Here is a 14,855-nt window from a genome sequence, read left to right on the forward strand (position 1 = left end):
GCATTGCGATTGCAGGCGTCCTTCTCCCGTGTGCGTGGGAAGGTGCCCCGAAGGGGCGGATGAGGGTTGCGGGCCTGAGCCCTCACCCCCAGCCCCTCTCCCGCGCGCGGGATGAGGCGAGCAAAAACTCAGGCGGCGCGCCGCAGCGACTCGGTCAGCGACTCGATGCTGGCGGCCTTGGGTTTGACCAGCCAGAACTTGCCGATGTAGTCGCGGAACTCGTCCAGGATCTGCTGCGCCCAGATGCTGCCGGTCAGCTCGCGGTGGCGGCTGATCAGGGTGTGCAGATGCTGGCGATGGTTCTCGAAGCCCTCGGCAGAGACGCGGTGGATGTCGATCAGCTCGTGGTTGTAGCGATCCACGAAGTCGCGTTCGATATCCAGCACGTAGGCCAGGCCGCCGGTGAAGCCGGCGCCGAAGTTCAGGCCTACCTTGCCCAGCACCAGCACCACGCCGTCGGTCATGTATTCGCAGCAATGGTCGCCGGCGCCTTCCACCACCGCCAGTGCGCCGGAGTTACGCACCGCAAAGCGCTCGCCGGCGCGGCCTGCGGCGAACAACTCGCCGCCGGTGGCGCCGTACAGGCAGGTGTTGCCGACGATCGGGGTGCTGCGCGCTTCGAAGCGCGCGCCACGCGGCGGACGCACCACCAGCCGGCCGCCGGCCATGCCCTTGCCGACGTAATCGTTGGCTTCGCCTTCCAGCTCCAGCTGCAGGCCGCCGGCGTTGAACGCGCCGAAGCTCTGCCCGGCGGTGCCGCGGAAGCGCAGGTTCAACGGCGCATCGCTCATGCCGTGATTGCCGTGCGCCCGCGCTATCGTGCCGGACAGGCGCGCACCGATCGAACGGTCGGTGTTGTGGATCAAGAAGCGATGGTCGCCGCCGGTCTTGTTGGCGATGGCATCGGCGAGCAGGCCGTCCATCTGCGTGGCCAGGCTGTCCGGCGACTCGTACAGGCGTTGGGCGGCGCAATGGCTGCCGTCGTAGCGCGCATGGGTGAGCAGGCGCGACAGATCGACCTTGACCCCTGCGCGCGGGGAGACCTCCAGCTGTTCCAGCAGATCGGTGCGGCCGACGATTTCATCCAGTGAACGCACGCCCAGGTACGACAACCACTGCCGCACTTCTTCGGCCAGCAGGCGGAAGAAGTGCTCCACGCGCTCCGGCAGACCGGTGAAGTAGTTCGCACGCAGGCGCTCGTCCTGGGTGGCCACGCCGGTGGCGCAGTTGTTGAGGTGACAGATGCGCAGGTATTTGCAGCCCAGCACGATCATCGGCGCGGTGCCGAAGCCGAAGCTGTCGGCGCCCAGCAGCGCGGCCTTGACCACGTCCAGGCCGGTCTTCAGGCCGCCATCGGTCTGCAGGATGGTGCGCTCGCGCAGGTCGTTGGCCACCAGCGCCTGGTGCGACTCGGCCACGCCCAGTTCCCACGGCACGCCGGCATAGCGGATCGAGCTGACCGGGCTGGCGCCGGTGCCGCCGTCATGGCCGGACACGGTGATCAGATCGGCGCCGGCCTTGACCACGCCGGCGGCAATCGTGCCGACGCCGGCATGCGCGACCAGCTTCACCGACACCAGCGCGGTCGGGTTGACCTGCTTGAGGTCGTAGATCAGCTGGGCCAGGTCTTCGATCGAATAGATGTCGTGATGCGGCGGCGGGCTGATCAGGCCGATGCCGGGCTTGGCGTAGCGCAGGCGGGCGATCAGCTCGTTGACCTTGTGGCCGGGCAGCTGGCCGCCTTCGCCGGGCTTGGCGCCCTGGGCGACCTTGATCTGCAGCACTTCGGCGTTGACCAGGTATTCCGGGGTCACGCCAAAGCGGCCGGAGGCCACCTGCTTGATCTTAGAGCGCTTCTCGGTGCCATAGCGGGCCGGGTCTTCGCCGCCTTCGCCGGAATTGCTGCGCCCGCCCAGGCGGTTCATCGCAATGGCCAGCGCTTCGTGCGCTTCGGGCGACAACGCGCCCAGGCTGATCGCGGCGGTGTCGAAGCGGCGCAACACATCTTCGGCCGGGGCCACCTCGTCCAGCGGGGTGGGGGTGTCGGCACGCTTGAGCTGGACCAGATCGCGCAGCGTGGAGGCCGGGCGCGAGTGCACCGCGTCCACGTATTTTTGCCAGTCGTCGGCATCGCCGGTACGGGTGGCGCGCTGCAGCGTCATGACCACGTCCGGGTTGTACATGTGGTACTCGCCGCCGTGCACGTACTTGAGCAGGCCGCCCACTTCCGGCTTGAGCTGGTCGTTCCAGGCGCGTGCGGTGAGCTCGCGCGCCTCGGTGTCCAGCCGCCCCAGATTGACGCCACCGATGCGTGCGGGGGTGTCGGCAAAGCACAGCTCCACCACGTCCGGGTCCAGCCCGACGATCTCGAACAGCTGCGCGCCACGGTAGCTGGCGATGGTGCAGATGCCCATCTTGGAGATGATCTTGGACAGGCCCTTGTAGATGCCCTTGCGGTAGCGGCGGCCGATCTGCGACTGCTCACCGCCCTTGCTCAGCTGCAGGATGCCGCGCCGGCCCAGGTCGAACAGGGTCTGGTAGGCCAGATACGGGTACACCGCGGTGGCGCCGAAGCCGAGCAGGCAGGCCATGTGGTGCGCATCGCGCGCGGTGCCGGTTTCGATGATCAGGTTGACGTCGCAGCGCAGGCCCACCTTGCACAGGTGGTGATGCACCGCGCCGGTGGCCAGCAGCGCATGCGCCATCGGCCGGTCCGGCACCGGGTAACGGTCGGACAGCAGCAGCATCACCGCGCCGTCGCGGGCGGCGGCTTCCACTTCCTGGCAGATGCGTTCCAGGCCGGCCTTCAGGCCTTCTTCGACGCTGTAGGACAGGTCGATCAGGCGATTGCGCGCGACGTACTGCTCCATCTTCAGCAGCTGGCGCAGCTTGCGCTGGCTGAGCACCGGCGAATTCAGGATGACGTGGTTCACCGTCTCCGCACCGGCGTGGAAGATGTTGGTCTCCTTGCCAAGCTGGGTGGTGAGCGACATCGCGATGCCTTCGCGCAGCGGGTCGATCGGCGGGTTGGTGACCTGCGCGAACGCCTGGCGGAAGTAGTCGTACAGCGGCCGGGTCTGGCGGCTGAGCACCGCCATCGGGGTGTCGTCGCCCATCGAGCCGGTGGCTTCCTGCTCGGTCTCGGCCAGCGGGCGCAGGATCTGCTCCACTTCCTCGGTGCTGAGCTGGAACAGCTTGTGGTAGCTGCGCAGGGTCTGCTCGCTGAAGGGTTCTTCCACCAGCGAGGGGTCGATCAGCTCGGTCTGCAGATAGGTCACGCCCTGCTGCAGCCACTGCTTGTACGGCGCACGCGCACGGTTGATGCGGTCGATGGCATCGGAATCGAGCAGGTCGCCGCGCTTGAGATCGATCGCCATCATCTCGCCCGGGCCCAGCTTGCCCTTGCGGGTGATGCGCTCGGCCGGCAGCTCCCACACGCCGGCCTCGGAGGCCACCAGGAAGTGGCGGTCGGAGGTCAGCATCCAGCGCGCGGGGCGCAGGCCGTTGCGGTCGAGCATGCAGGCGGCATAGCGGCTGTCGCAGGCCACGATGCCGGCCGGGCCGTCCCACGGCTCGGTGTTGAGGCCGTAGAACTCGTAGAACGCAGCCAGGTCGGCGTCCTTGAACTCCAGCGATTGGGTCGCTGGCGGCACCAGGATGCGCAGCGCCTGCAGCAGGTCCATGCCACCGGCGATCAGCAGCTCCAGCATGTTATCCAGGCTCTGCGAGTCCGAACCGTGCATGGAGATCACTGGATCGAACTCGCCGATATCGAAGCGCGGGGTCTGCCACACCTTGCTGCGCGCCTGCGCCCAGCGGCGGTTGCCCTCGATGGTGTTGATCTCGCCGTTGTGCGCGAGCAGGCGGAACGGATGCGCCAGCGGCCAGCGTGGCAGCGTGTTGGTGGAAAAGCGCTGGTGAAACACGATCGCGCTGGACGACAGATCGCTGCGCTGCAGGTCCGGGTAGAACGTGCTCAGCTTGTCCGGCAGCACCATGCCCTTGTAGCTGATGCCATTGGGCGAGAGCGTGGTGACGTAGAAGTTCTCCACCTCACGCAGCGCCTGCTCGGCGCGCCGGCGCGCCAGAAACAGCGCCAGGGTGAAGCCGTCTTCGGTCTGTTCGGCACCGGCATCGACAAACACCTGCTCGATGCGTGGCAGCGTGTCGCGCGCCAGCTGGCCGCACACGCTGTCGTCGGTGGGCACCACGCGCCAGCCGCGGAACTGCACGCCGGCAGTGTGCAGCTGCGCTTCCAGTTCGGTGCGACAGCGCGCTGCCTCGGCCTCGTCCAGCGGCAGGAACACCACACCGGCCGCATAGCGCGTGCCCAGCGGGATGCCGGCATCGCGGGCCAGCCCGCGCAGGAATGCATCGGGTTTGCGGATCAGCAGGCCGCAGCCATCGCCGGTGAGCCCGTCGGCGGCCACACCGCCGCGGTGGGTCATGCGCGAGAGCGCCGCAATCGCGGTGTCTACCAGCGAACGGGAAGGTTGGTCGTCCAGCTGGGCGACCATGCCAAAACCACAGGCGTCGCGTTCGTCGCGCGCGCTGTTGTAGAGACCGTAGTCGTTGAGCCCTTGGCGAGTGCGGGGGGCCATGTCTGCCTCTTTGCGATCTTGGGAGAGCGGCGACGACGTTGCACCGCTCGATCCGTGGAGCGTTTCGAAGAGGTCACCGGATGATCGACTAGACCACAGTTGATGCGGTGCCGCAATACACCGTTACAGCTGCAACGAGGCCTGTCGCAATCCCTTGTGCCAGCTGGCTTGGCGCCTGTCGGGCGACAGGCGCCAAGCCAGCCTCAAAGTGGCTAACAAAACGTAGCGAGCAGTCGTCAGGTGGGTGTGGACGGCGCGCTCAGAACCGGCGTGTACGCGTGGACCATGCCGCACCGAGCACCACCCGCGCCCGCCTGGCGGTGCGCACAGTAGGGTTGTTAGCTGCTCTTAGCCGCAACGCACCGCGGTGATGACGTTCTTGGCGTCCACTTCGAAATTGAGCCGTTCGCCGTTGAATTCCATCGTCACCATCTGGCCGGGCTTGAGCACGCGCACCGACTTGGCGCCGGCGTCGCTGCGGGCCTGCTCGCCCACCGCATCGGTGATGGGCTGGCCAACCAGCGACTGCACCTGGGTGGCGTCGCAACTGCCGATCGGCGGCGCTTCCGGCGCTGCATCCGGCACCGGCGCGGACGCTTGCTCGGCCGCCTGTTGTGCGTTGGCCGCGACGGCTTCCTGCTCATCGGGTTGCGGTTTGTTGCAGGCAGTCAATGCAGTCAGCACGACCAAGGTGCAAGCCAGACGGGCAATAGGCAGGACAGCGCGCATCGATGACTCCAGCAAAGGGGGGATGCCCAAGCATAAGCACAAAGTTGCGCCGCGGGCATCGCTTGCCCACACGGCGTTGTCGTTGCGTTGACGCGGCCTAGCGCTGCGCGGCCCAACAATCGGTGCCAGTCCTTCGATCCGTGCGCAATGAAAGCCAAACGTGTTCTTCGCAATGTCGCCGCCACGGCCAGTGCGGCCGGCACGCTCGCCACCGCCGCCACCGGTGCGGTCGTCGCCACGGCCGCCGTCGCCACCGTTGCCGCGGTGGCACAGGCCAAGGCCACCGCGCGGGCAGCGGGGCTGACCTATGTCAACGATCAGCAGCCAGGCATCAGCCGGCGCAAGGCGGGCAAGAGCTTCAGCTACCGCAGTGCCGACGGGCAGCGCATCGCCGATGCCGACACCTTGCAGCGCATCCGCGCGTTGGCCATTCCGCCGGCCTATACAGAGGTGTGGATCTGCGCCAAACCCAACGGTCACCTGCAGGCCACCGGGCGCGACGCGCGGCGGCGCAAGCAGTACCGCTATCACGCCGATTGGGCGCAGGTGCGTGGCGAAGGCAAGTTCGAGCGCGTGATCGCCTTCGGCACGGCACTGCCCAAACTGCGGCGGCGCTTGCGACGCGATCTGGCACTGCCCGGCTTTCCGCGTGAGAAGGTGCTGGCGATTGTGGTCGCGCTGCTGGCCGACACCTTGGTGCGCGTGGGCAATGCCGAATATGCGCGCAGCAATCGCTCGTACGGGCTGACCACGTTACGCAACCGCCACATGGAATTTTTGAAAGGCGGGCGTGCACGGCTCAAATTCCGCGGCAAGAGCGGCCAGGATCACGACATCGAAGTGGACGACAAGCACCTGGTCAAACTGATCCGGCAATGTCAGCAGCTGCCAGGGCAATCGCTGTTTCAGTATCGCGACGACGACGGCACCCTGCAGCCCGTGGATTCGGGCGAGGTCAACGACTATCTGCGCGAAGCGATGGGTGAGGATTTCACCGCCAAGGATTTCCGCACCTGGGGCGGCACGCTGGCCGCATTGCAACGCCTGGCGCGTTTGCCGCTGCCCGAGCGCAGCAGCGAACGCGCGCTCATGCAGGTGCAGAACGATGTCATCCGCGAGGTGGCCGATGCGCTGGGCAACACGCCATCGGTGTGTCGCAAGGCCTACATCGACCCCTGCGTGTTCGAAGGCTGGCGCGCCGGGCAACTGCAGGCGATGGCCAGCGGCGTGCGCGGCGAGCGTCAGTGGGAAGCGGCCACGCTGCGCTTTTTGACCGACTCGCGCAGCAAGCAACGCAAGGCCACCAAGTCGGGCAAGGCGGCCGCGCCGAAGCCCAATCCCAAGCCCAGCCGCCGTAAGCGTGCTGCGTGATGCTGCGGATCTTTGCGAGAGCGCTGGTGAGATCGTTGGGAGCCACAGGCTGCTCGCTGTGACTGGCAAGCTGCTGATCCAGCGCGTGAACGCGTACGCTGAGTTACCGCGCACGCATCGCGTTGGCGGCGATCAGTCGTCTGCAATCTGCTTTTCACGGCGTTGCGCCCAGGCATCGCGCACGAAGGTGTAATCGTCCACGGCATCGCGTCGCAGCGCGTCCATCGGCAGCATCCGTGCGCGGCCGTCGGCTAATTGCAGGCCCATCAGCGAATTGGCTACGCGCGCATTGTCCAGATAGTTGATTGGCGTCAGCTGTTGGTCGGCGACGCGACCAAAGGTATCGCGTACCGTGCCTGGCCCCAGGATCGGCATTACGAAGTAGCGCGAGTTGTCCCAGCCCCATGTCGCAAATACTTGTCCGACATCCTCGTTGTATTTGGGCATGCCGAAGCGGGTGGCCGGATCGAACAGCCCGGCCAAGCCAAGCGTGCTGTTGACCACGAACCGACCCAGCGACTGCGTCGCCTTGACCGGGCGGCCCTGCAACACCTGACTGACCGCAGTGCCCGGCTGACCGAAATTGGAAAACATGTTGCGGATCCCGGTCTTGACCGGCTTGGGTGTGACCTTGTCGTAGGCGACTGCGACGGGACGGAACAGCACCTTGTCGGCACCGTTGTTGAATGCGTGGATCTTGCGGTTGTAACCCTCCCACGGGTCGCGCACCGGTGCGGCACTGTAGAGCGCTTGTGCATCCTGCTCGGCGGCGGTGATGGGAGCGGCCGCTGCAGACACGGCGGGAGCTGCAAGTGCTGCATCCGGTGATGCCGGCGCTGCGTCGCCAACATCGCTATCGATGGGGCGATCGCTCGCCACCAGCTGTTGATCGGACGGGCCAGGCAGCGGCTGCGCAGCGGGCGGCATCACCAATGTTGCCGTCGACGCCGGGCCGATCGAGGTCCGCATCGATGTCTGCGGCGCGGCGGGGCGGCTCGCGCAGGCCGATAGCAACAGCAGCGTGCCGGCAGCCACCAGGTAACGGGGAATCGTCATTGCAGGGTCCTTGTGGGGTAAGTGATGCAAGGGAGAAGGGCACGACACAACCGCGACCAGCTGCGTGATCGCCCTAGGTCAGCAGGCGGCACATGCATGACCACAGCAACGGGCCGGCCCACAACACGGCGACTGCGCCGCCGGCAATGCCGGCCATCCAACGCAGCTGCGTCAGCCGCTGACGCCTGGCGTGGTGATGCTGCAGATCTGGCAGGTCCTGCCATGCCTGCCGATTGCTGGTGGGCGACGGCCGCCGTGAAACGGTGGAGGGGCGTTGGGAAATCATGCTGCGCTCCGAAGAGATGAGGCTGCAGTCGCTCGACACCGCATCGGCCTCCGACGAGCGGCCAGATGGATGCGATGGCGAGGTGGCGGTGCTGCAGCGAGGTTGCTGGAAGTGATCCTATGGATTCGCTGCGGATCACGTTTTAAGAGTTTTTTGATCGCTTGCCATTGGTAGGCATGCGTTCACGAATGCCTTCTGCGAGCTTGCGCCGGACGACTCGATCGGCTCCGGCACAGACGTGGCAGGTAACGCGTGGCGTGGTGTCGCGCATACGCCTCGATCTCCCGGATAGCACATGCTGGACATGCAGCGATGCGGGTGGACGACATGCATCACTGCACGGCATGCGTGTCATAGGCTTCGTCCGGCGTGCTGCCGATACATTGCAATGCGCTTTGCCCATCCACGTCAGTGCTCGTGAGCGCCGTGCAGCGCTAAATCGCACCCTAAGTACGCATGGCCATCAATGTCGGAGCATGCAAGGACACCGCGCGCAACCAGCGAAGCGGGCCGATGTCATCACCGCGGCGGAAAACGCCAGCCGACTAGACGTTCACCGACTTGGCGCGCGACTTCTTGCGTATCGAAAAGAACACCACACATTCCAATGCGACCAGCGCTGCGGCGATGACCATGCCGGTGATCAGCGGATCATGTCCGGTTCCGCGCAGGCAGAAGCCGACCAACAGAAAGCACAGGTTGTAGCCGGCAATTCCAAGTGCTGCGGCGAGCAGGAAGGTCCAGAAGCGCACCCGGATCACGCCTGCCGGCAAGGCCAGATAGATCCGTGCCACCGGGATCGCCTGACCGGCCAGCGTGACCCGGAAATCGTTGCGTCGGTAAGACAGCGCAAGGCGGTCGTAAGTAGCGATGCGCAGAAACACAAAACGGCCGTAGTTGCGTACCAGGGCGCGCACGCGATCGTTACCGAGCGCACGGCCGATCTCGTACCAACTGACCGTCGCCAGTACCGATCCGGCCACGCTGATAGCCCACACCGCCAGCAGCGCCGGCACGCTCTCGGCAGTCATGCCGACAACCATCAGCATCAGATAGGAGGGGATCACCGGGATGAATTTTTCGAGGTAGGACATCGCCAGCACGCCTGGCAGGCCGAAGCTCAACACCAGCGTTAATACGTCGTTGGTCTGCATGGTGGCCTAGCCTGTGTACGCACGGCGCTGCAGACGATAGGTCGTCGCTGGCGGGACGTTCCAATACGTGCGCCCGACCTTGACGGCCTCCAGATCGAGCGCATCGAGAATGTGCGCTGGCACAGAGCATTTGAAGCCGTAGGTAAACAGATACATGCGGCCGCCGGGTTTGAGATGCAGGAAGGCGCCACGCACGATGGCGGCCACCTGATGTGCCGGCATGTTCAAGAAGCCAAGGCCGCAGACCACTGCATCGACGCAGGCTCCATCGAAGCGAGGTACCGATTCAAGATCGGTGACATCCATCTGCAGCACTGACGCGTGCGGGAAGCGCTGCGTGAGCAGCGATGCAAACGTCTGGTTGTATTCGAGCAGGATGAGGTTCTTTTCGCGCACGCCCTTGTCGATCATCGCCCGGGTAAACGCACCGGTACCCGGACCAAGTTCCAGGACCCGCCCGGTACGCTCCGAGAGTTCGGAGGTGATGATGGAGGACAGTGCACGTCCGGAAGGAAGGATTGCCGCAACGGAGCAGGGGGCCGTGATCCATTCGCGAAGAAACGAAGCCATATACGAACGTGCCATCTATCCTCACAGCGTTGAAAGAGTTAGGCCAATCTGCGAAATGCAACAGTCACCCGATCGATGGATGACACGCAGTCGGCATCACAAGGCTAGGGCATCAATCTGTCCGCAGTCTGTCGTTGATGCCGAGCCGTGATGGAAAGTTCAGCCACGCATCAGCATCGACTACAACTCGGCAGCGATGCATCGTCGCAACCTTGCGCGGTAACGAACACCTCGCACGACCGACGATGGCTGCCGTTGGCTGAATGCACTGGGTAACGGTGGACTAAACACGACAGCAGACAGGCTATCGACAGAGAGCGCTGCCAGCATGCGCTGCAACCGACTCCTGCCTGTGCTGTCGCACTGCCGCCTCGATACGCGCCACATGCGATGCACGTTACCGCTGCATAACGACGTTTGAGAACACGATGAGACTTTCAGCCAACATCGCCTATGCGATGGCGTTGCTGGCGCTGGGTGGCTGCGCCAACCTGGCGCCGCAGTACGTGCGGCCGCCGCCACGGATCCCGCAACAGCAAACGACCTCCGAACATGGTTTCGCACCCACGGCGCCGAGCGAGGTGTTCGCCAGCCCACGCCTGCGCGATACCGTCGCGCTTGCACTGGAGCGCAATCAGGACCTGGCGCTTGCGATGCTCAATGTGCAACGCGCCAGGGCGAGCTACCGGTTGCGTGACGCCGAGACGCTGCCGACAGTGACACTGGACGGTAACGGCGTCGATGCCAGTCGTCAGCAAGGTCAACTTTCGGTATCGCTCGGGTTTGCCAGCTATGAGCTGGACTTCTTTGGACGTGTGAAAAATCTCAAAGAAGCGGCCTTGCAGGATGTTCTTCAGAGCGATGAGAATCGACGCAGTGCCTCGCTCAGCCTGATCGCCGAAGTGGCGACTGCATGGCTGAGACTGGATGCAGATCAGCAACGCTTTGCGTTGGTGAACAAGACCGCAGGGAATCTGCAACGGGTGTACGAGTTGACGCTGGCCCGTTACAACCAGGGTGCGATCAGCGGGCTGGAGTTGGCGCAGTCGGACACCGCGTTGGCGCAGATCGGCACCGAGCAGGCTGGTCTGGAAGCGCAGCTGCAGCAAGATCGCAATGCGCTGACCTTGCTGGTTGGTGCCGAGGTACCCGAGACGCTGTTGCCCGATGCCGACGCGCGTGGTCATGCAGCACTGTCGCTCAACGGTCCGTTGCCGGCAGGGGTTCCGTCGTCACTGCTGCTGCGTCGCCCCGATGTCATGGCCGCAGAGCATGCGCTGATCGGCGCCAATGCCGATATCGGGGTTGCGCGCGCTAGATTCTTTCCCCGCATTGCCCTGACCGGCAGCTACGGCAACACCAGTACGGCGTTGTCCACGCTGCTTGGCGGAGGTGGCTGGAACATCGCTGCCTCCGCAGCGGTGCCACTGTTCGATCACGGCGCCAACCGCGCCAACCTGAAGGTGACCGAGCTCGATACCCAAATCGCCCAGGCGCAGTATCAGAAGACGCTGCAGATCGCGTTCCGCGATGTGGCCGATGCGTTGGCCATCGGCGGGAGCATCGCTGCGCGACTGCAGGCGCAGACGCAACTGATCGACGCCGCAAGCAAGCAGGCGCGCATTGCCGCCGCCAGATACGAGCGCGGGCAGACCGGATTGGTCGACCTGCTGAATGCCGAGCGTGCGTTGTATGCGGCGCAGCAGGCCTTGCTGGACACCACCCTGTTACGCGACAGCAACCTGGTGACCGCCTATCGCGTGCTGGGTGGCGAATGGATGCAGGCAACCACGCGGGGAGGCAGCGCGCTATGAGCCGTTCGATGCTGTGGTTGCAGCGCCTAGGGCGCTACCGTTGGTGGTCGATTGTGGTGCTGTCGTTGTTCGTCGGCTGGCTGGTGAAGGTGCAGTTTTTTTCTCCACCGGTTGCACCGCAGGTGGCCAGCTCGGCGGTGGTGCTGGGGGATATCGAAGAGACCGTGCTGGCGACCGGCAGGATCAACGCCTCGCAGTTGGTGAGCGTTGGCGCGCAGGTCACCGGCCAGGTAGTGGCCCTGCACGTCAAACTTGGAGACTCGGTCAAGAAAGGGCAGCCGATCGCCGAGATCGACGCGTTGCCGCAGCAGAACGCGCTGCGCACCGCACAGGCGCAAGTGCGCAGCGCCGACGCCAGGTTGACGGCACGGTTGGCCAGCCTGCGTCAGGCCACCCTGGCGGACCGTCGCCAGCGCGCCTTGATGGCAGATGATGCGGTGGCCAGGGTCGATGCCGAGGCGGCAGAGGCCACACTGGCGACGGTGCGGGCAGACATCCAGGCCTTACGCGCGGAGCGGGAGCAAGCCACGATCGCGGCAAGCACCGCCGAGCTCAATCTGAGCTACACACGCGTGGTGGCGCCAATGGATGGCGAAGTGGTGGCCATCGTCACCGAGCAGGGACAAACGGTGAATGCCAACCAGAGCGCGCCGACCATCATCAAGCTCGCACGTCTGGACACCATGACCGTCAAGGCGCAGATCTCCGAAGCCGATGTCATCCGGGTATCGGCCGGGATGGGCGTCTATTTCACCTTGCTGGGCGAGCCCGACACTCGCTATCGCGCGGTGCTGTCTGCGTTGGAGCCGGGTCCGACCACGATCGCTAGCGATGCCTCCGGCGTCGTGGCGGGTCAGGCGACCAGTGCCGCGTCCAATGCGGTGTACTTCAATGGCATCTTCGATGTGCCCAATCCGCATCGCACCTTGCGCATCGATATGACCGCGCAGACCACGATCGTGTTGGCACGCGCACGCGCTGCACGCCTCATCCCGAGTGGTGCGCTGGGCGAGCGCACCGCCGACGGAAGCTATGTGGTCCACGTGCTGACCGCCGATGGCGGGCGGCAGATGCGCCGCATCCGTGTGGGGCTCAATAACCGCATCAACGCACAGGTGATCGCAGGCCTTGAGCTGGGCGAGAGGGTGATCACCAGCGATCTCGATACGCCTGCGCAGACGCCTTGATGTGTCGTCGCGTTGTCACGGGCAGGCGCTCATGCACCGCCTGCCCACATCCATCATTGGAGCCTGCGTCATGCCCGCACTGTTGCAAGTGAGCGCGCTTTGCAAAGAGTTTCCGTCTGCCGACGGCAGCGTTGCGATCCTGCGCGATGTCACGCTGCGCATCCACGCCGGGGAAATGGTCGCCATCATGGGGCCATCGGGCTCGGGCAAATCCACCTTGATGAACATCCTGGGCTGCCTGGATCGCCCGACGCGCGGCAGCTACCAGGTCGCCGGGCAGGACATTGGTCAACTGGATCCGGACAGCCTGGCGCGTCTGCGGCGTGCCCACTTCGGCTTCATTTTCCAGCGCTATCAGCTGCTGGGGGAGCTGGACGCGATCGGCAATGTCGAAATCCCTGCGATCTATAACGGGACCGCGGCCAGTGCGCGCCGCGCGCGCGCGCAGGCCTTGCTGGAGCGTCTGGGGCTGGGCACACGGCTGCACCACCGGCCGGGGCAGCTGTCTGGCGGGCAGCAACAACGCGTGTCGATCGCCCGCGCGCTGATGAATGGCGGCGAGGTCATTCTGGCCGACGAGCCGACCGGCGCATTGGATCAAGCCAGCGGCAAGGAGGTCATGACGGTACTGCAGGAGCTGCACGCGGCAGGTCACACCATCATCCTGGTCACGCATGACCCCGAGGTGGCGGCGCATGCGCAACGCATCATCGAGATCCGCGACGGCCAGATCGTGGCCGACCGCCAGCTGCGTCCGGCGACCCCTCGCACCGCGATCAAGGACGCCGTGGTCGCCGATAGAGCGGGGCGCCTGGCAGACCTGCTGGGGCGCTTTGCCGAAGCCGGCCAGATGGCGCTGCGCTCGATGTTCAACCATCGCCTGCGGACCTTGTTGACCATGCTGGGCATCATCATCGGCATCTCGTCGGTGGTATCGGTGGTTGCGCTTGGCGAAGGGTCGCGGCGGTCGATCCTTTCCGACATTGATGCGCTGGGCACCAATACGATCGAAGTGATGCCGGGGGCGAGCATCGGCGATCGTGCGGCCGATACGGTGCATACGCTGAGTGCCGACGATGCGGTCGCCATCGCCGGGCTGGAGTACGTGGACAGCGCCACGCCCTCGATCTCCACCAGCGCCGGCCTGCGCTATGGGCGCCACGATGTCGCCGCCAGCATCACCGGCGTCGGCGATCAGTTTTTTCGGGTGCGTGGCTACGCATTCGCGCAGGGGCGCGGGTTCGACGCGCATGCGATCCAGGCCAGGGCGCCGGAGGCGGTCATCGACCAGGCGACCCAACGTGCGCTGTTTCCAGGCAGCGCATCGGCGCTGGGCAAGGTGATTCTGGTGGGATCGGTGCCGCTGCGGGTCGTTGGCGTCACTGCCAGGCCGACCTCGGGGTTTGCCGGCGACACCTCGCTCAACGTGTGGCTGCCCTACACCACGGTGATGGCGCGCGTCTCCGGCGATGCACGCGTGCGCAGCCTGACGGTGCGTGTCTCGACGCAGGTGCCAAGCGCGGTGGCTGAGCGTGGCATCGACACGCTGCTGCTGCAACGGCATGGGCGCCGGGATTTCTTTCTGTCCAATTCCGACAGCGTGCGCAAGACCGTCGAACAGACCACACGCACCATCACGCTGCTGATTTCCTCCATCGCGCTGATTTCGTTGCTGGTCGGCGGCATCGGGGTGATGAACATCATGCTGGTGTCGGTGACCGAGCGGATTCAGGAGATTGGCGTGCGGATGGCGGTGGGTGCGCGTCAGTCCGACATCCTGCGCCAGTTCCTGATCGAAGCGACGCTGGTCTGTCTGGTCGGCGGCACCTTGGGCGTGGCGCTGGCACTGGGTGCGGGCGTCCTCGTCGGTTGGGTGAGCCCGAGTTTCGGAATGGTGTTCTCACAGTGGTCGATCATCGGCGCGTTCACCGTGTCCACAGCGATCGGCGTGGTATTCGGTTTTCTGCCGGCACGGCGTGCGGCACGCCTGGATCCGATCAAGGCGCTTGCGCGCAGCTGATGTGCGGTGCGGAGACGTGGATGAACAAGCCCCGTGGCGGTCATGTCCAGGCAAGACAGCGTAGGGA

General features: G+C 65.3%; 10 protein-coding genes and 1 other RNA gene. 4 read left to right on the forward strand and 7 right to left on the reverse strand.

Annotated features, from left to right (window positions below):
* Positions 1–128: 128 nt before the first annotated feature.
* The 3 genes from gltB to RQH86_RS20915 form a co-directional block, all read right to left on the reverse strand.
* Positions 129–4,601: a glutamate synthase large subunit gene (gene gltB / locus RQH86_RS20905; RefSeq protein ID WP_311238160.1), complete on the reverse strand. Its 4,473-nt coding sequence runs from the start codon at positions 4,599–4,601 to the stop codon at positions 129–131.
* 210 nt (positions 4,602–4,811) lie between these two features.
* A non-coding RNA gene (locus RQH86_RS20910) (sX9 sRNA) lies at positions 4,812–4,888 on the reverse strand.
* A gap of 61 nt (positions 4,889–4,949) precedes the next feature.
* Positions 4,950–5,330, reverse strand: coding sequence for an I78 family peptidase inhibitor (locus tag RQH86_RS20915; protein WP_115514798.1), 381 nt, complete (start codon positions 5,328–5,330; stop codon positions 4,950–4,952).
* A gap of 57 nt (positions 5,331–5,387) precedes the next feature.
* Here RQH86_RS20915 and RQH86_RS20920 point away from each other — a divergent pair, with 57 nt between their 5' ends.
* Positions 5,388–6,701: a DNA topoisomerase IB gene (locus RQH86_RS20920; protein ID WP_311238181.1), complete on the forward strand. Its 1,314-nt coding sequence runs from the start codon at positions 5,388–5,390 to the stop codon at positions 6,699–6,701.
* Positions 6,702–6,833: 132 nt separating this feature from the next.
* Here RQH86_RS20920 and RQH86_RS20925 read toward each other — a convergent pair whose 3' ends face one another.
* The 4 genes from RQH86_RS20925 to RQH86_RS20940 all read right to left on the reverse strand — a co-directional run bounded on the left by RQH86_RS20925 (position 6,834) and on the right by RQH86_RS20940 (position 9,767).
* Entirely contained in the window at positions 6,834–7,757 is a 924-nt protein-coding gene (locus tag RQH86_RS20925; protein ID WP_311238159.1) for a VacJ family lipoprotein, read from the reverse strand.
* A gap of 73 nt (positions 7,758–7,830) precedes the next feature.
* Positions 7,831–8,043: a hypothetical protein gene (locus tag RQH86_RS20930; RefSeq protein WP_115584238.1), complete on the reverse strand. Its 213-nt coding sequence runs from the start codon at positions 8,041–8,043 to the stop codon at positions 7,831–7,833.
* 545 nt (positions 8,044–8,588) lie between these two features.
* Entirely contained in the window at positions 8,589–9,197 is a 609-nt protein-coding gene (locus tag RQH86_RS20935) for a VTT domain-containing protein (RefSeq protein ID WP_115560784.1), read from the reverse strand.
* A gap of 6 nt (positions 9,198–9,203) precedes the next feature.
* The gene (locus RQH86_RS20940) at positions 9,204–9,767 is read right to left on the reverse strand and encodes a methyltransferase domain-containing protein (RefSeq protein ID WP_238155840.1); all 564 of its coding nucleotides are present in this window, start codon (positions 9,765–9,767) and stop codon (positions 9,204–9,206) included.
* Positions 9,768–10,195: 428 nt separating this feature from the next.
* On the opposite strand from RQH86_RS20940, the gene RQH86_RS20945 reads away from it, so the two are divergent.
* The 3 genes from RQH86_RS20945 to RQH86_RS20955 all read left to right on the forward strand — a co-directional run bounded on the left by RQH86_RS20945 (position 10,196) and on the right by RQH86_RS20955 (position 14,788).
* Positions 10,196–11,581, forward strand: coding sequence for an efflux transporter outer membrane subunit (locus RQH86_RS20945; protein ID WP_311238158.1), 1,386 nt, complete (start codon positions 10,196–10,198; stop codon positions 11,579–11,581).
* Positions 11,578–12,768 (forward strand): efflux RND transporter periplasmic adaptor subunit, encoded by a 1,191-nt coding sequence (locus RQH86_RS20950; protein ID WP_311238157.1) that lies wholly within the window; start codon positions 11,578–11,580, stop codon positions 12,766–12,768. The genes RQH86_RS20945 and RQH86_RS20950 overlap by 4 nt, the downstream gene beginning before the upstream one ends.
* Before the next feature lie 70 nt (positions 12,769–12,838).
* Complete coding sequence (locus RQH86_RS20955; RefSeq protein WP_311238156.1) at positions 12,839–14,788, forward strand: MacB family efflux pump subunit; 1,950 nt, start codon at positions 12,839–12,841, stop codon at positions 14,786–14,788.
* The last annotated feature ends 67 nt before the right edge of the window (positions 14,789–14,855 follow it).

The sequence above is a fragment of the Xanthomonas sp. WCS2018Noco2-27 genome (assembly GCF_031843525.1).
Taxonomy (GTDB): domain Bacteria; phylum Pseudomonadota; class Gammaproteobacteria; order Xanthomonadales; family Xanthomonadaceae; genus Xanthomonas.

What these genes read in the sequence shown, in the direction of transcription:
- RQH86_RS20915 (WP_115514798.1), bottom strand. Translation starts at nt 5,330, where the DNA reads ATGCGCGCTGTCCTGCCTATTGCCCGTCTGGCTTGCACCTTGGTCGTG.
- RQH86_RS20935 (WP_115560784.1), bottom strand. Translation starts at nt 9,197, where the DNA reads ATGCAGACCAACGACGTATTAACGCTGGTGTTGAGCTTCGGCCTGCCA.
- RQH86_RS20945 (WP_311238158.1), top strand. Translation starts at nt 10,196, where the DNA reads ATGAGACTTTCAGCCAACATCGCCTATGCGATGGCGTTGCTGGCGCTG.
- gltB (WP_311238160.1), bottom strand. Translation starts at nt 4,601, where the DNA reads ATGGCCCCCCGCACTCGCCAAGGGCTCAACGACTACGGTCTCTACAAC.
- RQH86_RS20955 (WP_311238156.1), top strand. Translation starts at nt 12,839, where the DNA reads ATGCCCGCACTGTTGCAAGTGAGCGCGCTTTGCAAAGAGTTTCCGTCT.
- RQH86_RS20930 (WP_115584238.1), bottom strand. Translation starts at nt 8,043, where the DNA reads ATGATTTCCCAACGCCCCTCCACCGTTTCACGGCGGCCGTCGCCCACC.
- RQH86_RS20925 (WP_311238159.1), bottom strand. Translation starts at nt 7,757, where the DNA reads ATGACGATTCCCCGTTACCTGGTGGCTGCCGGCACGCTGCTGTTGCTA.
- RQH86_RS20940 (WP_238155840.1), bottom strand. Translation starts at nt 9,767, where the DNA reads ATGGCTTCGTTTCTTCGCGAATGGATCACGGCCCCCTGCTCCGTTGCG.
- RQH86_RS20950 (WP_311238157.1), top strand. Translation starts at nt 11,578, where the DNA reads ATGAGCCGTTCGATGCTGTGGTTGCAGCGCCTAGGGCGCTACCGTTGG.